Origin of the sequence: Desulfovibrio sp. ZJ200, assembly GCF_011039095.1 — a bacterium.
Lineage (GTDB): Bacteria > Desulfobacterota > Desulfovibrionia > Desulfovibrionales > Desulfovibrionaceae > Desulfovibrio.
In genome coordinates this window covers 1-21,368 of sequence record NZ_JAAKEH010000017.1, presented here as the reverse complement: position 1 = coordinate 21,368, position 21,368 = coordinate 1, and the positions used below count along the sequence as shown (strand labels likewise).

Here is a 21,368-nt window from a genome sequence, read left to right as displayed (position 1 = left end):
TCTGGAGCGTTTAGCTGCTTTCATGAGCAAAATGCTCTAGGGCTGGTCTGCCGGAGACGGCAGAGCCGGAGCCGCGGGGCTCATGGGCGGCGCGTTCAGCCCAAGGGGCTCTCCACTGCGTTTTTCAGGGGCATCTCGTTGCGCGGCGGGCGGTTCGGCGGCAATGGCCGTTGCGTGCGGCCGCTGTTTGCGGCGCACGCCCAGGACATTGGGCAGCAGGGCCTTGATATTGCCCGTGACCAGAAAATCCGCGGCGCTGCGTCCGGCCAATTCGCGCCTGAGCGAGGCGGAGCGCACCAGCAGCCCGGCCTGGGCTCCGCCTTCCACATACATGACGGTGCGCACGTTGAGCGGCAGATGCAGCAACTGCTGGGCAAAAGTGTAGGCTTCCACCGGCTCCCGGCAGTGCAGAAAAAGGATCTGGCCGTCGCCGTCCTGGGCCACGGCCGAAATGGAATAGAGCGGGCCGCCGGGCGACCACAGGATGCGGCGCTCGGCATTGATCATCCGGTAGTTCTGGATCACCAGGCTGTACTGATCGATACGTTGCCGCCAGAGGGGATCGTCCCGATCCAGAATGGCGGCGGCAGGCAGGCGCGCGTCATCGGGACCGGCCACGAAAAAGGCCCCGAAGCGCCGCGCCAGACGCTTGTTGTTGACGTGCTCCCCGTGGCGCATATAGCCTGTGCTGGTGCTGCCGTCAGGCAGATACATGCTGGCGTTGATGGCCGCTGTGAGATCGTACTGCTCGCCCCAGTCATGCAGGGCGCGGGCCGGGCGACCGTCCCGGGACGCGGCGCAGAGCAGGAAGTCAAAGCGGACCGGATCAATGCGCAGGGCGCTCAGGCGGGTCTCGTTTTCATTAAGCTGGAATTCCCCGAAGCTCAGGCCCGGCTCAAGCTCGGTCCAGGCGGCTCGCCCTTTGGGGTCAATGCCTTTCTGGCCCGGCTCCTGAGCCGCGTCCGACATGGCCTTGAAAGCGGGCTTTGCCGGGGGCGGCGCGTGCTCCTGCACGGGAAGGCTTTGTGCCTGCCCGGGGGATGCGTCCGCCGGGACCGCGCCGGGATTCCCGGCAGGCAAAGCGGCGGTCTGCGGCGAAGGTTGAGGCTCGGCCGCCGCAACCGTAAAGAAGCAGCACAACAGGAGCAGGGCAGCGTCCCGGCATGCGGCGGCGAATCGGCGCAAGACCACGCGGCCTTGCGCGGGGCTCGGCAGTTTTACGGCGGAAAGGCTGGCATCCCCGTACCTTGAGGATGGTATGCGACGCGCTTGCATGTCCTTCACTTACGACCAGGACTGGCGTTTGGCAAGAACTCCGGCACAAAGCAGCTTGACATATCAGGTTATCTTGATATATTGGAACTCTCGCAGCAGACGGGGTTTTGCGCGCCTGCGGCTCGTTGCAGCGAGCTTATGGCCACAGCGGACGACGGCCGGTCCAAGGCGCGTGCGGGGTGGCCTTGCAGCAGGGCGCTTCACGCCGGAAACGGCTTGAGCGCCCGGCAAGGTGTGCAGGCAAATCAGTGCCGTACAATGCGGGCAGGCGGTCATACAAGCGTTGCATCCTGCAAGGGGGAACCATGCATATAGGCAAGCAGATCCAGGCGGCCAAAGCGCCTTTTTTTTCTTTGGAATTTTTTCCCCCTTCCGATGCGGCGCAGTTGCCGGGCTTTTACAGGACGGTGGAGCAACTGCGCGCGCTGGAGCCGCTTTTTGTGTCCGTGACCTACGGCGCGGGCGGGGCGCGTCAACAGAATACCCTGGCCGTTACGGCGGAGCTTGCCCGGCGCGGTTTCACGGCTATGGCCCACTTGACCTGCGTGGGGGCCGAGCCCGAAGGCATTGCCGGATTTTTGCGGGATCTGCGCGCCGCGGGCGTCGACAACGTGCTGGCGCTGCGCGGCGATCCGCCTGTGGGCGCGACCTGGGACTGGAAGGCCGGGCATTTCCGCCATGCCGCGGATCTGGTGGCCTTTGCGCGCGAGCGGGAGCCGGATATGGGCATCGGCGTGGCCGCCTACCCCGCGCCACATCCCGAATCCCCGTCATTTTCCGCGGATCGTGAGTATACCGCTGAAAAAGTGCGCGCCGGGGCCGATTTCGCCGTGACCCAGCTTTTCTTTGACGTGCGCGAATATGAAGCCCTGGTGGAAAATCTGCACGCGCACGGCCTGGATGTGCCGGTGCTGCCGGGCATTTTGCCTATTCAGAGTTTTGACTCGCTGCGCCGCGTGCTTTCACTCTGCGGGGCCAATATTCCCGGCAGGCTCTATCTGGATCTGGAGGAGGCAAACCGCAAGGGCGGGGCCGCTGCTGTGCGCGACGCGGGGCTGGATTTCGCCGTGCGTCAGATCTGCCGCCTGCTGGACTGCGGCGCTCCGGGCATTCATCTCTATACCTTGAACAAGGGCGATCTCTGCCTGCAGATTGCTGAGGAAGTGGGACTCTAGAGCGTTTAGAGCATTTTCTCTTTGAAAATGCTCTGCTGACGCGAAAGCGGCAGCCGCCGCAACGCGGCGTACATTCAGGCGAAAACCGCGTTTTTCGCCTGAATGCCACCTTTGACTTTCATAAAAAGTCAAAGGTAATCTGCTCCAGGGTCAGCCTCTCGTGTCAGTTGGTAAAAAAAACAAAAAAAAGTCTAAAGTTTTTACGTTGAGGGACGAAAATACCAACAGGGACGGGAAAAGCCATGGCCGACGCCAGCACCTCACAAAAACGCATGATGCTGCGCTGTTACGAGCAGCAGTTGCTGGCGGCGCGTCGCCTGGCCCGCTTCCGGGTACAGCGGCGTCTGGCGGAGGGCAGAGACCCCCGAGAGCCGGATCCGGCGATCAAGCGCCGCGTCTATGTGGAAAAGGTGGCGCAGGAGCTCTTTGACACCCTGATTTTTACCGGCAGCGACAACCCCGTGGTGGAGGAAATCCGCCGGGAGCTGGGCAAAACCGTAGGTCAGGACGTGCAGTTTGCCTACCCGCCGGGCGGGAAACTCTGCATTGTGGGCAAAGGTCCCGAAGGCCCGCGCCCTTTGTCGGAAGAGGAGCAACGCCGCACGCGCCACGCCCTTTGGCGGATTACGCGCCAGAAGGTCGACCAGAGCATGCTGGATGAACCCGTCAGGGACTGAGCCGGCGGGAAGCGGCCGTGACGGCGCACAGCCCGAAAGCGGCACTGCGGAAAAAGCGCAAGGTCCGGGCCTGCGGATGCATGGCATATATTGCGGAGAAAATCGTATGGAAATCAAATGCAACAGCAGTCCGCTGCTTGACCCGTATGCCGCGGGCACGGAAAAAACCGGCCAGGCCCGCTCGCGCCCTGCGACGGAAAATGCCGCCGACGCCGCCAGGGGCGATACGGTCAGTGTCTCGCAGGACGCGCTTTTGCTCACGGAGGCCCGCCGCGCAGCCCAGAATGCGCCGGACGTGCGGGCCGACAAGGTCGAAGCCCTGCGCATTCAGGTGGCCGACGGCACCTACAAGCCTGACAGCAGGCTGATTGCGTCCGGACTGATCCGTGAGGAGCCCGGCCTGTTCCGGCTGTAAGCCGTTTTTGCCGCTTGACCGGTGGGAACGAGCAGAGCAACATCCCCTTGACGGACGATATCCCTCGTGTCGCAAACCGCGCCGCGCCCGAATCACATGGGACGGAGCGGTTTTCTTCATACAATAAACAGGATGGCCGGGGCCATCCACGGCAGGCGGCAGGCGCGTATGCTTTTGCCGTCACGGCCAGGCGCGCCTTCCCGCAGCAGCAACCGGCCAGCCATATCCGGCGAAAGCATGGAGCGCACCCGGTCAAGGTTGCGCATCAGTTTGGAGTGCTTGCGCCTTTGCCTGGGCAAGAGGCCTCCTGCCCCCCCTTTGTTTTTTCGGCAAGCCCGTGTACCATGGCCTTGCCGCGGCGTGTTGCGCCGCGGAGGAGAGCGCATGTCTTTTCTGGCGTATGTGACTGTGCCGCATGAGGCCGAGGCCCGCGCCCTGGCCCGCCTGCTGGTGGAAAGCCGCCTGGCCGCGGGCGTGAATCTGCTGCCCGGGGTCATCTCCGTCTACCGCTGGCAGGGCAAGGTATGCGAGGCCGGGGAATGGCTTTTGCTGGCCCAGGTCAGCCGCGCGGCCTTTCCGGAGTTCTGCGCGGCCGTGCGGCGCGCGCACAGCTATGAAGTGCCCTGTATTGCGGCCCTGCCCCTGGAGGCCGGGCACCAGCCCTTTTTGCGCTGGATTGAGGAAAACAGCCTGCCGCCCGCGGAATAGCGCGCCGCGCGAATCTACAGCGAGGAATCCATGGCCATCTATATTTCAGGCTCCCTGGCTTTTGACCGCATCATGACCTTTCCCGGCAATTTTCAGGATCATATCCTGATGGACAAGCTGCACATGCTCAACGTCAGTTTCATGGTGGACGGCATGGACGAGCGCCGCGGCGGCTGCGCGGGCAATATCGCCTATTCGCTGGCCCTGCTGGGGGAAAAGCCGGTCATCGTGGCCGCGGCCGGGCGCGACTTCGTGCCCTATGCCGAAGCCCTGAGCAAACTGGGCCTGCCTCTGGACGGCATCCGCCGCGACGCGGACGTGTTCACGGCCCTCTGCTACATCACCACGGATATGAACAGCAACCAGATTACGGGTTTTTATCCGGGCGCCATGAGCCTGCCTGCGGACTACAAGTTTCCCGGCCTTGACCCGGATCGGGATCTGGCCATCGTCTCGCCCGGCAATGTGGAGGACATGCGCCGCCTGCCCGCGTTCTACCGCGAGAAGGGCGTGCCCTACATCTATGATCCGGGCCAGCAACTGCCCGTGCTTTCCGGCCGGGATTTGCTGGCCGCCGTGGAAGGCTCGCTGGCCTGCATCACCAATGATTACGAGCTGAACATGATCTGCAAGGCCACGGGCAAAACCGAGGATGAACTGCTGGGCCGCACGCTCTGGCTGGTCACCACCCTGGGCGCGGAAGGCGCGCTGGTGCGCGGGGCCGACGGCACTGAGCTGCGCATCCCCCCGGCGCCGCCCGAGCGGGTCGTTGACCCCACAGGCGCGGGCGACGCCCACCGCGCTGGCCTGCTTCTGGGCCTGGCGCGCGGTCTGTCCATGCCCGAGGCGGCCAGGCTCGGCTCGGTGAGCGCCAGCTTTGCCCTGGAAAAAATGGGCACCCAGGAACACAACTTCACCCCGGCCCAATTCCGGGAGCGCTACGAGAGCGTGTTCGGGCCGTTCCCCCAGGGTCTGCCGGCTTAGAGCATTTTCACTTTGAAAATGCTCTGCTGACGCGAAAGCGGCAGCCGCCGCAACGCGGCGTACATTCAGGCGAAAACCGCGTTTTTCGCCTGAATGCCACCTTTGACTTTCATAAAAAGTCAAAGGTAATCTGCTCTAGAGCGTTTTGCTCATGAAATGAGCTGAACGCTCTGGCGACAGCGTTAGCTGGCGCCCGCGCATACGGGATACGACCATGCTGTATATATTTTTGATGGTTCTGGCAGGCGGAATGATCGCCGCGCAGTCGCCGATCAACGCGGCGCTCAGCCGTACTGTGGGCGTGCTGGAAAGCAGTCTGCTGTCTTTTGCGGGCGGCACGCTTTTTCTGGCTCTGGCGGTGCTCTGCTTTGGACGCGGCCATTTGCTGCGCGTGGCCGAGACGCCGCCCTGGCAGTGGATCGGCGGCATTCTGGGCGCAATCATGGTCTTGTGCACGATCCTCGCCGTGCCGCGCATCGGCGTGCTGGCCACAGTGCTGGCCATGATTTTCGGCAATCTCGTGGTGGCTGCCGTGATCGACAATTTCGGCTGGTTCGGCCTTGCGGTGACGCCTTTCGGCTGGCGACGCCTGTTCGGCTTTGCTCTGGTGCTGGCCGGGCTGCTGCTGACGCTCCGGCGCTGACCCTGGGAGGAAGCATGCGGAGAGAGTTTTGCTAGAGCGTTTTGCTAATAAAATTAGCTAGAGCATTTTGCTTTTGAAATTATTCAATTTCAAAAGCGGCGCTGCCATCATTTCGCGTCCAGAACGCGGTCTGGACGCTCATTCGGCGCGGGCGTCCGCTCCCGCGGCCGCCAGAGCGTTTAGCTAATTTTATTAGCAAAACGCTCTAAACGCTCTAAAGGGCAGGCAGCAGCAAGGTCTCCAGCTCGCAATCCACAGGCACTTCGCGCGAGCTGAATACCTTGTCCACCCGTACCGTGCCTGCGGGCGCGTTGCGCAAGGGCTTCACATGGCGCGCTTCCGCATACAGGATGCGCGCCCTGGCCGCGTCGCGCTGCCAGCTTTTGCAGGCGGCCAGAGCTCCGGCCTGATCCAGCGTGCGCTCGGGCACGTCCTGGCCGCCGTGGGCCCGGCGGATGATCACATGCGCGCCGGGTCCGTTCTCGGCATGCAGCCAGATGTCATGGGGCGCGGCCAGCCTGAGCGCCGCCAGATTGCCCTTTGCGTCGCGGCCGCGCAACAGGGCGAAGCCGTCGGCGCTCACAAAGAGCTGCACGTTTTTGGGCAGAGTCCTGCCCGGCGTCGGGGCGGGCGTTTTGCCCGCGCTTTGCGTCCTGGCGCCCGGCAGCGCAGCGTCGTGGCTTCCCGGCAGGCATTCGCGGCGCGCGCGGCGCAGGGCCGCGGCTTCTTCTTCCAGAGCCGCCCGCCGGGCCGCCAGATGTTCCAGGCCCCGCTGCCCTCGCCGGGCGCGATGAAAAAGCGCTTCCATTTCCTCGCGTACCGTGCGGCGAGGGTCCAGGCGGATTTGCCGCATGGCGGCCTGCCCCGCCTCGCGGGGCGCTTCTTGCGGGCCTGCGTTTGCCGCGTCCACCGGAACATTGAGGCTCGCAGCGCGCAGATCCGCGGGCCAGCGCCAGAGATTTTCCCGCAGGGCCAGCGCGTCTGCCCTGGCCGCCAGCATGGCCCCAAGGCGCTTCTCTTCCTCATCCAATTTGCACAGCAAACGCGCGAGCTTGCGGCTGCGGCGGTCCAGAGGCAGGGCCGCTGCGGCTGCGTTTTCCTGCGCCAGACGTTCCAGCACAAGGCTTTGCCCGGCCCGTTCCAGCAAGTCCAGAATCCGGCAGCCCTGGACCGCGCCCGGAGGCATGTGCGGCGGGAAGGCTGCGGCCTGCGCATTTTCAGGCTCTCCGCTTTCCGCGCAGAGCGGCGCCAGACCTTCCCGCAACGCCGGGGGCAAAGGCCAGGCGCTTACGGCGCGAACGCTCATTGCTGCCGGGCCTGGGCCGCTCTCGCCGTCTTTCTTGTGGAAGGGTGCGCCATAAAGAAAAATATCGCCGCCGCCCGCGCGCAGATCTTCCAGCAGGGCCCATTGCTCAAGCTTTTCAAGATGCGTCAGCGTGCGGCGCAGGGCAGGCGTGAGCACCGGCCATTGCCGCCAGTTCGCGCAGGCTTCGTCCAGATTTTCCGGCGCGGGCCAGGCGGGGCGATCTTCTGCCGGGCTTTCCTGCGCTTCGAGGAAATGCAAGGACGGCCCTTCGCGCAGATCCAAAAGCAGCCAAAGAGATGTGCCGGGCGCAGCGCCCTCGCCGTGTCTGCCGCCAGAGGCGTCGCCCAGGAGCAGCCAGAGCCGGCGCGCGCAGAATTGCGCCACGCAGGCCGCTATGCGGCGCTCCGCCGCGTATTTGCGCAGGCGCATGATCCGGGCTGTGGGCGCGTGCCCGGCGCTGATCCGTTTTTCGGTCAGGAAGCAGAAGGGGTCCTTGCGGCCGAAACGCAGGCAGAGCTGGCGTTTGCCGCCCGCCTTGAAAAAGGTCAGCGTCAGCAGGCCCGGCGCGGGCTCCTGAAGTTTTTCCAGGCGCGCGCCGGTGAGCCGGGGCACAAGATCTTCGCAGAAGCGGCGGAAAAGATGGGCGTCCATGCGGCGACACTACAGGGCAAGAGGCCGGGCGGCAACAGCGGCATGACCTGTTGTTGCCGCGGCATTGATCATGAAAAAAAAACGCCTGAACAGCAGGGTGAGCATTGAGGGATGAAAATTGCAAGCTTACGGAACGGCGCAGCTCAAGGATAGCGCAAAAAGTGCGAATTCGAGCTGCGCCGTCCTGCTGATGCGATCCGGATGACAAAAGGCGCGTGTGGCGAGCTCGTCCTAGAGCAGATTACCTTTGACTTTTTATGAAAGTCAAAGGTGGCATTCAGGCGAAAAACGCGGTTTTCGCCTGAATGTACGCCGCGTTGCGGCGGCTGCCGCTTTCGCGTCAGCAGAGCATTTTCAAAGAGAAAATGCTCTAGAGCATTTTGCTTTTGAAATTATTCAATTTCAAAAGCGGCGCTGCCATCATTTCCCCGCAAGCGGGACAAGCCCCCGCAAGCGGGACAAGCGCCTGAAAAGCGTGGTTTTCAGACTCATTGCTTCAGCCGTTGCGACGAAGGAAGCTACGGATGAAGACAGCAATGAGTTACCACAAAAAAACATTCAACGAAACCGCTGTCGCCATCCGTAAGGCTCGCAGACTTGCCAACGGCTGGCGCAAGCAAGCAAAGCTTGCTAACGGCTACCGCCGGCGCGGGCGCCAGCGAACGCTGTCGCCAGGGCGTTTAGCTAATTTCATGAGCAAAACGCTCTAATCGCCGCGAAGGTGTTCGTCCTCTTCCTGCTTGGCCTTGCAATTGATGCACAAACGCGTCACGGGCCGGGCTTTGAGGCGCGGGATGCTTATTTCTTCGCCGCACTCCTCGCAGATGCCGTACGTGCCATCGTCAATGCGCTGCAAGGCGGCCTGAATTTTGCGGATCAGGCGGCGCTCGCGGTCGCGGATGCGCAGGGTGAAGGCGCGATCGGACTCGGCCGTGGCCCGATCCGCCGGGTCGGCGAAGACCTCATTGCTGTCGGTAAGCTCCTCCAGCGTGGAGTCGCCCTTTTGTTGGGCTTCCTCCAGCATCCCGGAGAGGAGCTTGCGAAAAAATTCAAGGTCGTTATGATCCATATATAAGCCCTCCAGCCGGTACGATAGCAGTTGAAACATGCCGTTCAGACTGTATCCTTATTTCTGAGCTGTAATAGTCCCATATAGCTTCAAGCCTTGCCTTTGTAAAGATCCTGGCCGTTCTGAAGGATGCGCTTTCAGAGTGAAATCTCTTTTACAACCATGTAAAATTACAATGAATTTTTTAAGAAAATCATCGCAAGGGCGAACCCCTCGCCGTTCTGACACGGGCAGCCCGTTACAACCGGCGGCCGCAATCAGCCTTGACACAACGCGGCGCGCTCCGGGCGCCTGTTTCCCGCGCCTGCAGAGCCGCCCGCATTTCGGCCCGAATTTCCGAACGCACCTCTTCCCAGGCGGGCTCGCGCCAGAGGTCGGCGTGGCCTTGAGGGCGTCGGGGCATGACTGCCAACTCCCGGCCGTTGTCGCGCCAGCGCGCGCGCAGCATGACAGGCGCGGCCAGAGCCACGGCCTTGGGCGCGTAGGAAGCCGTCAGGGCGGCAGCCTCTTCCAGCACGGGCGGCGGCCAGGTTGCGCCGTCGCGGGCCAGGGCCAGAGGGCCGGGCAGATCCTTGAGCGTGATCAGCGCGTCCCCAGGTCTTGCGGCTGCGGCCAGGCGCTGATTGTCCGCACTGTTGCGGCCCACGCTGAGCCAATACTCGCCCTCGGGCGCGCTACGCCAGAACTGCCGACCCAGATTGGCCAGGGCGAAATCCGCCGCCTCGGGCTGCGCGCGGCGAGTGAGCACGGGCCAGTAACGCCGTGCGTTTTCCCTTTCCGTAAGACGGCAGCCGCCGCCGGGCGTGGGGATTGTTTTCAGGCCGTAATGCGCGGCCAGGGCCAGTTGTTCGCTGCGTCCCCGCCCGGAAATACCCAGCAGGCGCGAGCGATCCACCAGGCCCTCCACCTCGGCCGGAACAGGAGGCAAATGCTGCGCGCAGAGCGGGCGCAGCAGCACATCGCTTACGCCCGCGTCGCGCATGATCACATGCAACGTATCGCGCCGTTGCGACATGGGGCGCTGCCCGAGCACCTCGCCCGTGGCCAGCACGCGCCCGCCCACAGCCTGCATGTACAGGCGGGCCTGCCGCAGGAGCAGAATTTTGCAGTCCACGCAAGGGTTCATGACCTTGCCGAAGCCGTAAACGGGCCTGCGGCGCAGCAGGGCCGCGAAATCCTCGCTCACATCCAGGCTGCGAATGTCCAGGCCGTAGCGTTCCTGCCAGCTTGCCACGGCCGCCGCGTCGCCGAAAAAGGGCGAGGTACAGTGCAGGCAGCGCACCGCAAGCCCCTGGCTTTGCAGGAGCCTGGCGGCCAGGATGCTGTCCAGGCCGCCGGAAAAGAGCACAATGGCGTCAGGGGTGTCGGTCATGCAGGCGTTGTACGCGAAGGGAGAGGCAAAGGGCAAGACCCTGGCGGCAGCCTGCCCTTGCGCCGGACGCGCCCGCAAAAATCCCTTCAGAGCATTTCATGAGCAAAACGCTCTGACGGTCCGGAGGACGTTGATTTTCTGCTCTTGATACTTATCTCTGGCAGGTTAGCCTGCAAAGGCGGGCGGCCCGCGGGCCGCCAGGGAAGTGCACGCAAAAAGGCCGGCGCGCGCGAAAAGCCCGGAGAGCCGGCAAAAGCCGCTTCGCGGCGGGACATTCACCTTTGAGATGATTTTCTAAAATTCGTTTTTAATTTCAGATGGTTGTAGTATCATTTTCAGTGAAAGCGCGAACGTCTCCCCGCTGCGGCCTTGTTGCCTTGCGCCGCTGCCTTTGCTAGTATGGTGCGCTTGAATATCTCTTACCCGGAGCAACACGAACATGGCCAAAAAGCCTGCCCTGACCCCTGAAGACGCCCGTGCCGAAGCGTTGGGCACCGCCTTGTCCACCATTGAACGCAAATACGGCAAGGGCGCGGTGATGAAACTCTCCGACGAGGCTCATGTCAGCGTGCCCGTGATTCCCACGGGCTCCATCGGCCTGGACCTGGCCCTTGGCGTGGGCGGCATCCCGCGCGGGCGCATCTCCGAAATTTTCGGGCCCGAGTCCTCGGGCAAGACCACCCTGACCCTGCATATTATTGCCGAATGTCAGAAAATGGGCGGCACCTGCGCGTTTGTGGACGCCGAGCACGCCCTGGACGTGGGCTACGCCAGGCGCCTGGGCGTGAATACCGACGAGCTGCTCATTTCCCAGCCGGATTACGGCGAGCAGGCTCTGGACATCGCGGACATGCTGGTGCGCTCGGGCGCCGTGGATCTGGTGGTTGTGGATTCGGTGGCCGCCCTGATCCCCCAGGCCGAGCTGGAGGGCGACATGGGCGAAACCCAGGTCGGCGGTCACGCCCGGCTCATGTCCCATGCCATGCGTCGCCTGACCGGCACCATTCACAAGTCCCGCACCTCGGTGATCTTCATCAACCAGATCCGCATGAAGATCGGCGTGCAGGGTTACGGCAGCCCGGAAACCACTACCGGCGGCAACGCGCTCAAGTTCTATTCCTCGGTGCGTTTGGACATCCGCCGCATTCAGACCCTGAAGGACAAAGAGGAATCTTTCGGCTCGCGCACCAAGGTCAAAGTGGTCAAGAACAAGATGGCTCCGCCGTTCCGCAGCGCCGTTTTCGACATTCTCTACGGCCAGGGCATCTCGCGCTCGGGCGAGTTGCTGGATCTGGGCATTGAGGCCAAGATCATCGAGCAGAGCGGCTCCTGGTTCGCCTTCGGGGCCGAAAAGCTGGGCCAGGGCCGGGAAAAGGTGCGCGCCCTGCTGGACGAAAACGAAGATCTGCGCAATCAGATCGAAGCCAGGGTCATTGATTTTCTGGGCATGCACCCCAAGGAATTTGTGCCCACCCCCGAGGATCTGAAAGAAAGCGCGGCTGCCGCTGACGCGGCCTTGCCGGGCACGCCGGAGTACGAGTAATTGCCCGGGCCGGAAAGCGCGCTTTCCGGCCCATGCTCCTTCCTGAAATCCTGACGGGTTTCGGGACAATCCCCTTCCGGCGGAGCAGCCGACGCGGGCCGCGGGCCCGGGCGGTGCTCCGGCCGGGCCCAGCTTTGCCAAGGAGCCCCTTATGCTCACCGCCACGGAAATCCGCCGCCGCTACCTGGACTTTTTTCACCGCCACAAGCACGAAATCGTGCCTTCCGGCCCGCTGATCCCGCCCGATGATCCCAGCCTGCTGTTTACCAACGCGGGCATGGTGCAGTTCAAAAAGCTCTTTCTGGGAGAGGAAAAACGCGCCTGCAGCCGGGCGGCAAGCTGCCAGAAATGCCTGCGCGTGTCCGGCAAGCACAATGACCTGGAAAATGTGGGCCGCACCGCGCGCCACCATACCTTTTTTGAAATGCTGGGCAATTTTTCCTTTGGCGAGTACTTCAAGCGCGAGGCCATTGCCTGGGCCTGGGAATTTGTCACTGAAGAACTGCAATTGCCCAGGGAAAAGCTCTGGGTCACGGTCTTTCGCGAGGATGACGAGGCTGCCGCCCTCTGGCGGGAGATTGCGCAGCTCCCGCCGGAGCGCATCGTGCGCATGGGCGAAAAGGACAATTTCTGGACCATGGGCGATACCGGCCCCTGCGGCCCCTGCTCGGAAATCTACATCGATCAGGGCGAGGACATGGCCTGCGGGCCGGATTGCGGCATCGGCAAGTGCGACTGCGACCGTTTTCTGGAAATCTGGAATCTGGTCTTCACCCAGTTCGACCAGGCGGCCGACGGCAGCCGCGCGCTGCTGGCCGCGCCCAATATCGACACGGGCATGGGGCTGGAGCGCGTCGCCGCCGTCTGTCAGGGCAAACGCTCCAATTTTGACTGCGATCTGTTTCAGGAAATCATTCAGTATGCGGCCGGGCTCGCGGGCGTGACCTACAGCTTCAGCGCGCCGGACGCCAACGACGTGGATACGGCCTTGCGCGTGATTGCCGATCACAGCCGGGCCGCGGCCTTTCTGATTGCCGACGGCGTGCTGCCCTCCAACGAGAGCCGGGGCTATGTGCTGCGCCGCCTGATCCGGCGGGCCCTGCGCTTTGCCACGCTCATGGGCGTGCACGAGCCCTTTCTGCACAAAGTGGCCCGCAAGGTCACGGAAGTCATGGCGGATGCCTATCCCGAACTGTCGGGCAACGCGGCCTTCATTGAGCGCGCGGTTTTCGAGGAAGAGCAGCGCTTCTCCCTGACTTTGGAAAAGGGCCTGCATCTGCTGGACGAGGAGTTGCAGCGGCTCGCGGCCGCGGGGCTGACGCAGATCCCCGGCGATTTCTGTTTCAGGCTGTATGATACCTACGGTTTCCCCCTGGATATCGTCACGGACGTGGCGGGCCGGCGCGGCTTCACTGCCGACGCGTCCGGCTTTGAGGATTATATGCGCGAGCAGCGCCAGCGGGCCCGCGATCATCAGAAAAAAGGCGGGCTGCTGGGGCAGGGCGCGGGCGAGGGCGGCGAAGCGGCCAAAGCTCTGGCGCGCCTGGCTGCCGCTGGCCTGCAAAGCCGTTTTGTGGGATATGAAAGCCTTACGGCCGAGAGCCGGATCAGTGCGCTCCTGGATCTCCACGGCCAACCCGCAACCATGCTGGGCGAAGGGCAGAAGGGTTTCGTGGTGACCGCCCAAACCCCCTTTTACGGCGAGGGCGGCGGCCAGGCCGGAGATCCTGGCCTGATCTCCTCCGCGTCGGGCCAGGCCAGGGTGCTGACGGCCCGCAAGCCCGCGCCGGAGCTCATTGTGCTTGAAGTTGAAACATTCCGGGGCGAGCTGCACGCGGATCAGGAAGCGCGCCTTGCCGTGGATGAAGACAGCCGCCAGGCCACGGCCCGCAACCATACCTGCACGCATCTGCTGCACGCGGCCCTGCGCCGGGTGCTGGGGAATCACGTCAAGCAGGCCGGTTCTCTGGTGGACAGCCACCGCCTGCGCTTTGACTTTTCGCACATCGCGGCTCTGAAGCCCGAGGAACTGGCCGCGGTGGAGCGCGACGTGAACCGCGCCATTCTGGCGGATCTGCCGGTGACGGCACGGGAAATGCCGCGCGAGCAGGCCCTGGCCGCGGGGGCGATGGCCCTGTTCGGCGAAAAATACGGCGAGACCGTGCGCGTGCTCAGCGTGGGCGCGGAGGATGCCCCGGAATCCGTGGAACTTTGCGGCGGCACGCATTTGAGCCGCACCGGGCAGGCCGGTTCCTTCCTGATTCTGGCGGAAAGCGGCGTGGCCGCCGGAACCCGCCGCATTGAGGCCGTCACCGGCTGGAACGCCTACGGGCTGGCCGTGGAGCAGCGCGCGGAGCTGACCGATCTTGCCGCCCAGCTCAAAGCCCGGCCCGGTCAGTTGCGTGAGCGCCTGCAAAGCTTGCAGACGGATCTTAAAAAATTGCGCAAAGCCTCGGAAAAAGCCGCTGCCGCTCCGGCCACGGGCGCGGATCTGCTGCGGCAGGCCGAGGAAATCAACGGCGTGCGCGTGCTGGCCGCGCGCCTGGAAAATGTGCCGATCAAAGCCCTGCGCGAGATCATGGACGACGTGCGCTCGCGGCTGACGTCAGGGGTGGCCTGCCTTGCCAGCGTCGAAGACGGCAAAGTGGGTTTGTTGCTCCATGTCTCCAGGGATCTGCACGGGCGTTTCACGGCCCCGGCTCTGATCAGGGAAGTGGCCGCGCCTGTGGGCGGCGCGGGCGGCGGACGCCCGGATCTGGCCCAGGCCGGAGGCAACAGGGTCGAGGGCCTGGACCAGGCCTTTGCCGCGTTGAAGGCAGTGATCAGCAAGTAGCAGCAAGCAAAATATATATTGTTTCACCGGAGCCGGCGCGCGGGCCGCGCGCTGCGCTTCGCAACCCCAGGATAGCTCCAGGATACCCTTATGATAGGCATTTCCAAATTGTACTGCGGGCAGGCAGAGCCTTCGGACGCGCTGCGCTACGGCCGCGAATCCGGCAAACTGCCTTCGCATCTGCTGCAATTTTCCAGGGACAAAAAGCCGGTCATTGTCTGGAACATGACGCAGCGCTGCAATCTGAAGTGCGTGCATTGCTATGCGCATGCCGTGGAAGTGGACGGCACGGACGACATCAACACCGAGCAGGCCAGGGCCATGATCGACGATCTGGCGGCCTTCGGCGCGCCGGTGATGCTTTTTTCCGGCGGCGAGCCTCTGGTGCGCAACGATCTGGTGGAGCTGGCCAGCCACGCCACAGCCAGGGGCATGCGCGCGGTGATCTCCACCAACGGCACGCTGATCACCCCGCAGAAGGCGCGCGAGCTCAAGGCCGTGGGCCTCTCCTATGTGGGCATTTCGCTGGACGGCATGGAAGAAGTGCACGATCATTTCCGCTGCGTGCCCGGCGCGTTCAAAAAGGCCTTGCAGGGCATTGCCAATTGTCAGGCCGAAGGCCTGAAAGTGGGCCTGCGTTTTACCATTAACAAGCGCAATGTGGCGGAAATCCCCGGCATCTTCCGTCTGCTCAGGGAATTGGAAGTGCCGCGGGCCTGCTTCTATCATCTGGTGTATTCGGGCCGGGGCTCGGCATTGATCAAGGAAGATCTGGATCATGCCGAAACCCGCGCCGTGCTGGATCTGATCATGGATGAAACCCGCGCGCTTTTTGAGGCGGGGCATCCCAAGGAAATACTGACCGTGGACAATCACGCCGACGGCCCCTACGTCTGGATGCGCCTGAAGCGCGAGGACCCCAAACGGGCCGAGGAAGTTTTTGAGTTGTTGCAGTACAACGAGGGCAATAATTCGGGCCGGGGCATCGGCTGTATTTCCTGGGACGGCAAGGTGCACGCGGATCAGTTCTGGCGCGGGCATGTCTTCGGCAACGTGCTGGAGCGGCCTTTCTCGCAGATCTGGGATGATCCGTCCATTGAGCTGCTGCACAAGCTCAAGAACAAGAAGGCCCATGTGAAGGGCCGTTGCGCCAGGTGCCGTTACCTCAACATCTGCGGCGGCAACTTCCGGGCCCGGGCCGAAGCCTTTTACGGTGACGAGTGGGCGCAGGATCCGGCCTGCTACCTCACCGATGAAGAGATCGGCCTGTAATCCGCCCGCTGTCTGATACGACAAGCCCCGGCGCCTGACGATGCCGGGGCTTTTTTGCACCTTCTGCGCAAATGGGACGGATCGCCGGGCCGGCTCCGGCCTGCGCATCACAGCCAGTATGCCCTCCGCCACGACCGTCAGTATGGTGCGGCACGCGATGCCCGCAGGCAGGATACACAGCAACCCCGCGCCAGAAGTTGACACGGGCCGCAGACAACGCCATTATACTTCCCCGTCGCGGCAGAACGGCACAGTCTGCATGCGCATTCCCGAAGACTGCAGACCGCCTCCTGCGCGTCATCGTCGCTTTTCGAGGAACCGCCATGCTGCATCGCGTGCTTCCCCACCTTGCCACCCTCCTGCTGACCCTGCTCATGGCCGGGCAGAGCCTGCTTGTTCAGCACCTTTCCGGCATTGACATCCGGGGGCTTGTGCTCATGGATATTGCCGCGGCCCTTCTGCTTGTCATGCTGTGCGGCAGAAGGCTGCTGCGCGCCATCTGCCTGCTGCAGGCCCTGCTTTCCCTGCTCTGCCTCAGTTACGCCACCGTGATGGGCACGCCTCTCAGCCTGACCGCCCTGATCAATGGCAGTCGGCAACTTGCCGTCATGGATCTGTCAAGCCTGCTGAGCTACGTTGGCATTTCCTCGCTGCTCCTGATCCTTCCCTTTCTGGGAGGGCAATGGTGGCTCTGTGGCCGAAAACCCCGTCTTTCCCGCCGCTGGCTGGCGCTCATTCCCGCTGTGCTGCTGCTTGTATCGCATGGCAACGCCTGCCTGTTGCAGCCTCCCCGCCACTTTTCGCCGGAATTTCTGCAGAAGGAAGGGAAGCGATTCTTTGAGCCGCCCTCCCGCCGCTCTCTCAAATACCGGGGCTATGTAGCCAGCATGCTTCTGGAGCTGGGTACCGGATACGCGCTGTCTGCCCACTATCATTCGCCTGCGCCCTGCTCCGCCCGGGGCACGGAAGCCATTCCCGTTCCCCCTGTTGCGGAGCGTATAGCCCTTGTCCAGGTGGAATGCCTTGATTTTGAACTGCTGGAAATGCAGCATGGCGGACAATCCGTCATGCCCTTTTTGCAAAGCCTGCTGCCACATGCCATTCTGCTGCGTCTGGATGGCGCCAAAAAGCTGGCCTCCGCCAATTCCGACTTTGAACTGTTCAATGGACGAGAAGCCAGCGGCGATGTCGTCCATTATGAATACGAAACCAGCTATCCGCACAGTCTTATCACCTGTCTGAAACAGACGGGACGCCAGCTTGATGTCTTTCATGGCCTGCCGGCAGACTTCATGAATCTGCGTTCCGCCTATCAGTTGCAGGGTTTTGGGCGCTACCATGACATCGAGACCATGCGTCAGGCGGGCATCCGCCCCCTGGACTGCTGGTGGGCGGGCGTCATCAATGACAGCGATCTCTTTGCCTATGCCACCCGGCAGCAGCACCAAAAGCCCTGGGTACAGTTCATCATCACCATGACCATGCACCTTCCGGAGCATCTTCATCTCGTGACAGACAGGAAATTGTTTGCAGATACACCGCAATCAGCCTTTCTGACCCTGGCCCATCATACCGATGCGGCATTGCAACGGTATGTGCAGGCGCTGCCGGACGGCGCCATGCTCATTCTCTGGGGCGACCACAGCTCGTACGCCGGCAACAATTCGGGAAAGATCCCCTTTCTGGTCTAGAGCAGATTACCTTTGACTTTTTATGAAAGTCAAAGGTGGCATTCAGGCGAAAAACGCGGTTTTCGCCTGAATGTACGCCGCGTTGCGGCGGCTGCCGCTTTCGCGTCAGCAGAGCATTTTCAAAGTGAAAATGCTCTATACCAAGGGGCAGGAGCATCATTTTGACGGACGTCACCTGCCCGGCCTGACCCGCTGCAAGATGTACCATTATCTGCGCCGCCTGCTGGGCTGTCAGTCAGCGGCAGTATCGTGCTTACGCTAAAAAAAGTACAGATGTCATGAAAAAAGCCGGGATTTTGCTGCTTGCTGTTTTTCTTCTCTTTGTAATAGGTTATAAGAGCGAAAGCTGCAAAAATACACTCACAAACCATCTGGCGCGTCTTCTTGCAGGCGCCAGTCACACTGCGCAGCCCGTATGCAAAACAGTATCAGCATCCCCGTTTATCGCGCATGCCGGCGGGAATATTGATGGACATCTGTATACCAACTCTCGTGAAGCTGTCGAAAACGCTCTCAAAAATGGTTTTACATTTATAGAAATAGATTTTTTGGTCACACGTGACGGCCATCTTGTCGCTGTTCATGACTGGAAAAACTTTGGACGGATGACGGGAATACCTACTGACACGGCACTGACCGTTGAAGAAGTAAAAAAACGTCTTATATACAATAAATACCATGCGCTTTCTGGAAAAGACATAGCAGATATCATGAAAAGGCATCAGGGCATGATCCTGATTACAGACAAGATAACAGACATTTCATTATTGGCAAAAGAACTTCCTTTCCGGGAAAGAACTCTCGTGGAAGTTTTCAACAGGCTTGATTACATCAAGTGTCTCTGGTACGGCTTCACCCCTGTTTACTCTCTCCCCTGGAAAAGTGATGATCTCAAAAATATCATGGGGCTTGATGCTCCGTGGTACACCTTGCCGGGTATTTTTCTGGAAAAGAGTCATGCACAGCTTCGGGAGTACGCAGCAACGCTCTGTCAGCAGGGAAAAGAGGTCTTGCTGTATACGGCCGGCAGTCCGCCTGACGTGGATATGGAATCTGATGACTTCCTGAAACAATACAGGGGAGTCTACTTTACGAAGATATATACCGATGCGCAACGCAGCCTTTCCGCTCGCTGATGCCATTTGTCAGGCCAGCATACGCGCCAGCAGAAAGCCCAGCCGGCAGCACAATCTGGCGAAAGGCCTTTTTGCCCTGCCAGGCCGCCCGGTAGCCGCCCAGCGAATAGCGCGTGGCATTCCAGAGGCGTTCGAGGCCGCGTCGTCCCTTGAGGTCATTGCGTTCCGTCATGCTTGTCTTCTCCTGTGCCATGCCGTCCGGACAGACGGCAGTGCCTGTGATGTGTCCACTTTTCCCCTGCGAGGTTTTGGGCTATAGTGCCTCGCACGTCAGGCGTCGCCTGACGCTATTCAGCATAACCGCGGGCCCCCCGCATCGAGGTATAGCATGCAAACTTTTCATCGCGGCCGCCGCCTGCGCCGGACCCCGGAGCTCCGCAATCTGGTGCGCGAGACCGGGCCTTTGCCGGCGGAAGACCTGATCATGCCCTACTTTGTGGTGGAAACCGAAGACAAATCCTTCCGCAAAGAAGTCCCTTCCATGCCCGGCCAGTTTCAGCTTTCTTTGGGCGAGCTGGAAAAGCAGGTGGAAAAGGCTGTGGACACAGGCCTTGCGGCCGTCCTGCTTTTCGGTATTCCGGCCGAAAAGGACGAAAAGGCCAGCGGCGCCTATGCCGAGCAGGGCATTGTGCAGCAGGCCGTGCGGCGTCTCAAGAAACGCTGGCCCAGGCTTCTGGTGATTACCGATGTCTGCCTGTGCGAGTACATGAGCCACGGCCACTGCGGCGTGCTGATGCCGGACGGCGCGGTGCTCAATGATCCCACCCTGCCCCTGCTGGCCAGAACCGCGCTCAGCCATGCGGCCGCAGGAGCGGACATGGTGGCCCCCTCGGACATGATGGACGGGCGCGTGGCGGCCATCCGGCAGGCTCTGGACGAAGGCGGCCTGAAAGAAGTGCCGATCATGTCCTATGCCGTGAAGTACGCTTCCGCCTATTACGGGCCCTTCCGCGACGCGGCGGAGTCGGCTCCGACCGCCGGGGATCGCAAGTCCTATCAGATGGACCCGGGCAACGCCCGCGAGGCCCTGGTTGAAGCGCGCGCGGATCTCGCCGAAGGCGCGGATGCGCTGATTGTCAAGCCCGCCGGGCCGTATTCCGACGTCATTCGCCTGGTGCGCGAGCATGTGGATGTGCCGCTCTGCGCGTATCAGGTCAGCGGCGAGTACGCCATGATCCGCGCGGCCGGGCTCAACGGCTGGATCGACGAGCGCGCGGTCATGCTGGAATCTTTGCTCGGCCTCAGGCGCGCGGGCGCGGATATGCTGATTACCTATTTCGCCGAGGAAATACTTCGGCAAAGGCTGGCGCGCTGATGCACAAACATGATCGTCCGGGCGGCCCCCCCGGCGGGCATCCGGGCACAGGGCCGCGCGTTCTGGAGGACGGCAGCCCGGCCTGCCGCCTGGTGGCCTGGGAAGTGACGCGCTCCTGCAATCTGGCCTGCAAACACTGCCGGGCCGAGGCCCATCCCGAGCCCTACCCCGGCGAGCTGTCCACACGCGAGGCAAAGGCGCTGATCGATACGTTCCCGCAGGTGGGCAATCCGATCATCATCTTCACCGGCGGGGATCCCATGATCCGGCCGGACGTTTACGAGCTGGTGGCCTACACCCATGCCAGGGGCCTGATCTGCGCCTTTTCGCCCAACGGCACGCTGATCACTCCTGAAAACGCCAAAAAACTCAAGGCCGCCGGTGTCGATCGCTGCTCCATTTCCATTGACGGGGCCGACGCCGCAAGCCATGACGCCTTCCGGGGCGTGCCCGGCGCGTTTGACGCCAGCCTGCGCGGCATCGGCTACCTCAAGGATGCGGGCCTGCCCTTTCAGATCAACACCACCGTGACCCGCAACAATCTCGCCAGTTTCAGGAAGATTTTCGATCTCTGCGAGCGCATTGGGGCCGCGGCCTGGCATATCTTTCTGCTGGTGCCCATGGGTCGGGCCTCGGGCCTTGCGGATCAGGTGATCACGGCCCAGGAATATGAAGACGTGCTGCACTGGCTCTATGATTTCCGCAAGGGCACAAACATGCACCTGAAGGCCACCTGCGCGCCGCATTACTACCGCATCATGCGCCAGCGCGCGCATGAGGAGGGCATTGCCGTCACGCCGGAAACATTCGGCATGGACGCCATGACCCGCGGCTGTCTGGGCGGCACGGGCTTTTGCTTCATCAGTCATACGGGTCAGGTGCAGCCCTGCGGCTATCTGGAACTTAACTGCGGCAATGTGCGCGAAACGCCTTTTCCGCAAATCTGGCGCGAGAGCGCGTATTTCCGGCAATTCCGCGATCAGTCCTGTTACAAGGGCAAGTGCGGCGTGTGCGAGTTTCACAAGGTCTGCGGCGGCTGCCGCGCCAGGGCGCAGAGCATGGACGGGGATCACATGGGGCAGGAGCCCTTGTGCACATATATACCCGCCAGGTTGCGCTGAAGAAATACGGCACTCTCGCCGGCCCTGCCGACAGGCGCAGGCATGCGGGCCTGGTTTAGAGCATTTTCTCTTTGAAAATGCTCTGCTGACGCGAAAGCGGCAGCCGCCGCAACGCGGCGTACATTCAGGCGAAAACCGCGTTTTTCGCCTGAATGCCACCTTTGACTTTCATAAAAAGTCAA

At 62.2% G+C, this 21,368-nt stretch carries 20 protein-coding genes; 14 read left to right on the top strand and 6 right to left on the bottom strand.

Translation table 11 applies throughout. The annotated features are described in order from the left end of the window. Positions 1-36: 36 nt before the first annotated feature. The gene (locus G7Y52_RS06740) at positions 37-1,014 is read right to left on the bottom strand and encodes a phosphodiester glycosidase family protein (RefSeq protein ID WP_241159625.1); all 978 of its coding nucleotides are present in this window, start codon (positions 1,012-1,014) and stop codon (positions 37-39) included. 566 nt (positions 1,015-1,580) lie between these two features. Between G7Y52_RS06740 and G7Y52_RS06735 the strand changes: the two genes are divergently transcribed. From G7Y52_RS06735 to flgM, 3 genes are all read left to right on the top strand, one after another. Beyond that, on the top strand, positions 1,581-2,450 hold the full coding sequence (locus tag G7Y52_RS06735) for a methylenetetrahydrofolate reductase (RefSeq protein ID WP_165068583.1): 870 nt from the start codon (positions 1,581-1,583) through the stop codon (positions 2,448-2,450). A gap of 242 nt (positions 2,451-2,692) precedes the next feature. Next, positions 2,693-3,127 (top strand): DVU0524 family FlgM-associated protein, encoded by a 435-nt coding sequence (locus G7Y52_RS06730; RefSeq protein WP_165068578.1) that lies wholly within the window; start codon positions 2,693-2,695, stop codon positions 3,125-3,127. Positions 3,128-3,233: 106 nt separating this feature from the next. Next, on the top strand, positions 3,234-3,542 hold the full coding sequence (gene flgM / locus G7Y52_RS06725; protein WP_165068569.1) for a flagellar biosynthesis anti-sigma factor FlgM: 309 nt from the start codon (positions 3,234-3,236) through the stop codon (positions 3,540-3,542). Between the two features lie 116 nt (positions 3,543-3,658). Here flgM and G7Y52_RS06720 read toward each other — a convergent pair whose 3' ends face one another. Next, positions 3,659-3,841: a hypothetical protein gene (locus G7Y52_RS06720; protein WP_165068566.1), complete on the bottom strand. Its 183-nt coding sequence runs from the start codon at positions 3,839-3,841 to the stop codon at positions 3,659-3,661. 85 nt (positions 3,842-3,926) lie between these two features. On the opposite strand from G7Y52_RS06720, the gene cutA reads away from it, so the two are divergent. The 3 genes from cutA to G7Y52_RS06705 all read left to right on the top strand — a co-directional run bounded on the left by cutA (position 3,927) and on the right by G7Y52_RS06705 (position 5,877). After that, on the top strand, positions 3,927-4,250 hold the full coding sequence (gene cutA, locus G7Y52_RS06715; RefSeq protein ID WP_165068563.1) for a divalent-cation tolerance protein CutA: 324 nt from the start codon (positions 3,927-3,929) through the stop codon (positions 4,248-4,250). A 30-nt stretch (positions 4,251-4,280) separates the two neighbouring features. Then, positions 4,281-5,234 (top strand): carbohydrate kinase family protein, encoded by a 954-nt coding sequence (locus G7Y52_RS06710; RefSeq protein WP_165068559.1) that lies wholly within the window; start codon positions 4,281-4,283, stop codon positions 5,232-5,234. 214 nt (positions 5,235-5,448) lie between these two features. Continuing rightward, on the top strand, positions 5,449-5,877 hold the full coding sequence (locus G7Y52_RS06705; protein ID WP_165068555.1) for a DMT family transporter: 429 nt from the start codon (positions 5,449-5,451) through the stop codon (positions 5,875-5,877). Positions 5,878-6,091: 214 nt separating this feature from the next. On the opposite strand, the gene G7Y52_RS06700 is transcribed toward G7Y52_RS06705, so the two are convergent. Then, a complete protein-coding gene (locus G7Y52_RS06700; protein WP_165068552.1) occupies positions 6,092-7,834 on the bottom strand; it encodes an NFACT RNA binding domain-containing protein in 1,743 nt (580 codons plus the stop codon). 524 nt (positions 7,835-8,358) lie between these two features. Here G7Y52_RS06700 and G7Y52_RS06695 point away from each other — a divergent pair. Beyond that, positions 8,359-8,544, top strand: a complete 186-nt coding sequence (locus tag G7Y52_RS06695; RefSeq protein WP_165068549.1) for a hypothetical protein — start codon at positions 8,359-8,361, stop codon at positions 8,542-8,544. Here the strand turns inward: G7Y52_RS06695 and dksA are convergent. After that, entirely contained in the window at positions 8,541-8,903 is a 363-nt protein-coding gene (gene dksA, locus G7Y52_RS06690) for an RNA polymerase-binding protein DksA (protein WP_165068545.1), read from the bottom strand. The genes G7Y52_RS06695 and dksA overlap by 4 nt on opposite strands. A gap of 238 nt (positions 8,904-9,141) precedes the next feature. Further along, the gene (locus G7Y52_RS06685; RefSeq protein WP_165068771.1) at positions 9,142-10,275 is read right to left on the bottom strand and encodes a tRNA(5-methylaminomethyl-2-thiouridylate) methyltransferase; all 1,134 of its coding nucleotides are present in this window, start codon (positions 10,273-10,275) and stop codon (positions 9,142-9,144) included. A 439-nt stretch (positions 10,276-10,714) separates the two neighbouring features. On the opposite strand from G7Y52_RS06685, the gene recA reads away from it, so the two are divergent. From recA to G7Y52_RS06665, 4 genes are all read left to right on the top strand, one after another. After that, the gene (gene recA / locus G7Y52_RS06680) at positions 10,715-11,818 is read left to right on the top strand and encodes a recombinase RecA (RefSeq protein ID WP_165068542.1); all 1,104 of its coding nucleotides are present in this window, start codon (positions 10,715-10,717) and stop codon (positions 11,816-11,818) included. 151 nt (positions 11,819-11,969) lie between these two features. Beyond that, entirely contained in the window at positions 11,970-14,651 is a 2,682-nt protein-coding gene (gene alaS / locus G7Y52_RS06675) for an alanine--tRNA ligase (protein ID WP_165068538.1), read from the top strand. Positions 14,652-14,741: 90 nt separating this feature from the next. After that, the gene (gene ahbC / locus G7Y52_RS06670) at positions 14,742-15,923 is read left to right on the top strand and encodes a 12,18-didecarboxysiroheme deacetylase (RefSeq protein ID WP_165068534.1); all 1,182 of its coding nucleotides are present in this window, start codon (positions 14,742-14,744) and stop codon (positions 15,921-15,923) included. Between the two features lie 323 nt (positions 15,924-16,246). Beyond that, on the top strand, positions 16,247-17,614 hold the full coding sequence (locus G7Y52_RS06665; protein ID WP_165068530.1) for a sulfatase-like hydrolase/transferase: 1,368 nt from the start codon (positions 16,247-16,249) through the stop codon (positions 17,612-17,614). Here G7Y52_RS06665 and G7Y52_RS06660 read toward each other — a convergent pair. Beyond that, entirely contained in the window at positions 17,547-17,822 is a 276-nt protein-coding gene (locus G7Y52_RS06660) for a hypothetical protein (RefSeq protein ID WP_165068527.1), read from the bottom strand. The two genes, G7Y52_RS06665 and G7Y52_RS06660, sit on opposite strands and share 68 nt — an antisense overlap. A 70-nt stretch (positions 17,823-17,892) precedes the next feature. Between G7Y52_RS06660 and G7Y52_RS06655 the strand changes: the two genes are divergently transcribed. The 3 genes from G7Y52_RS06655 to ahbD all read left to right on the top strand — a co-directional run bounded on the left by G7Y52_RS06655 (position 17,893) and on the right by ahbD (position 21,186). Further along, the gene (locus G7Y52_RS06655) at positions 17,893-18,750 is read left to right on the top strand and encodes a glycerophosphodiester phosphodiesterase family protein (RefSeq protein WP_165068524.1); all 858 of its coding nucleotides are present in this window, start codon (positions 17,893-17,895) and stop codon (positions 18,748-18,750) included. Positions 18,751-19,078: 328 nt separating this feature from the next. Beyond that, positions 19,079-20,065 (top strand): porphobilinogen synthase, encoded by a 987-nt coding sequence (hemB, locus tag G7Y52_RS06650; RefSeq protein WP_165068519.1) that lies wholly within the window; start codon positions 19,079-19,081, stop codon positions 20,063-20,065. Beyond that, positions 20,065-21,186 (top strand): heme b synthase, encoded by a 1,122-nt coding sequence (gene ahbD / locus G7Y52_RS06645; protein WP_165068498.1) that lies wholly within the window; start codon positions 20,065-20,067, stop codon positions 21,184-21,186. The genes hemB and ahbD overlap by 1 nt, the downstream gene beginning before the upstream one ends. Positions 21,187-21,368 lie beyond the last annotated feature (182 nt).

Coding starts and splice junctions, on each gene's coding strand:
- flgM (WP_165068569.1), top strand. CDS start 3,234: ATGGAAATCAAATGCAACAGCAGTCCGCTGCTTGACCCGTATGCCGCG.
- ahbD (WP_165068498.1), top strand. CDS start 20,065: ATGCACAAACATGATCGTCCGGGCGGCCCCCCCGGCGGGCATCCGGGC.
- G7Y52_RS06730 (WP_165068578.1), top strand. CDS start 2,693: ATGGCCGACGCCAGCACCTCACAAAAACGCATGATGCTGCGCTGTTAC.
- G7Y52_RS06665 (WP_165068530.1), top strand. CDS start 16,247: ATGCTGCATCGCGTGCTTCCCCACCTTGCCACCCTCCTGCTGACCCTG.
- alaS (WP_165068538.1), top strand. CDS start 11,970: ATGCTCACCGCCACGGAAATCCGCCGCCGCTACCTGGACTTTTTTCAC.
- G7Y52_RS06705 (WP_165068555.1), top strand. CDS start 5,449: ATGCTGTATATATTTTTGATGGTTCTGGCAGGCGGAATGATCGCCGCG.
- G7Y52_RS06710 (WP_165068559.1), top strand. CDS start 4,281: ATGGCCATCTATATTTCAGGCTCCCTGGCTTTTGACCGCATCATGACC.
- G7Y52_RS06735 (WP_165068583.1), top strand. CDS start 1,581: ATGCATATAGGCAAGCAGATCCAGGCGGCCAAAGCGCCTTTTTTTTCT.
- cutA (WP_165068563.1), top strand. CDS start 3,927: ATGTCTTTTCTGGCGTATGTGACTGTGCCGCATGAGGCCGAGGCCCGC.
- G7Y52_RS06660 (WP_165068527.1), bottom strand. CDS start 17,822: ATGGTACATCTTGCAGCGGGTCAGGCCGGGCAGGTGACGTCCGTCAAA.
- dksA (WP_165068545.1), bottom strand. CDS start 8,903: ATGGATCATAACGACCTTGAATTTTTTCGCAAGCTCCTCTCCGGGATG.
- G7Y52_RS06695 (WP_165068549.1), top strand. CDS start 8,359: ATGAAGACAGCAATGAGTTACCACAAAAAAACATTCAACGAAACCGCT.
- G7Y52_RS06700 (WP_165068552.1), bottom strand. CDS start 7,834: ATGGACGCCCATCTTTTCCGCCGCTTCTGCGAAGATCTTGTGCCCCGG.
- hemB (WP_165068519.1), top strand. CDS start 19,079: ATGCAAACTTTTCATCGCGGCCGCCGCCTGCGCCGGACCCCGGAGCTC.
- recA (WP_165068542.1), top strand. CDS start 10,715: ATGGCCAAAAAGCCTGCCCTGACCCCTGAAGACGCCCGTGCCGAAGCG.
- G7Y52_RS06655 (WP_165068524.1), top strand. CDS start 17,893: ATGAAAAAAGCCGGGATTTTGCTGCTTGCTGTTTTTCTTCTCTTTGTA.
- G7Y52_RS06685 (WP_165068771.1), bottom strand. CDS start 10,275: ATGACCGACACCCCTGACGCCATTGTGCTCTTTTCCGGCGGCCTGGAC.
- ahbC (WP_165068534.1), top strand. CDS start 14,742: ATGATAGGCATTTCCAAATTGTACTGCGGGCAGGCAGAGCCTTCGGAC.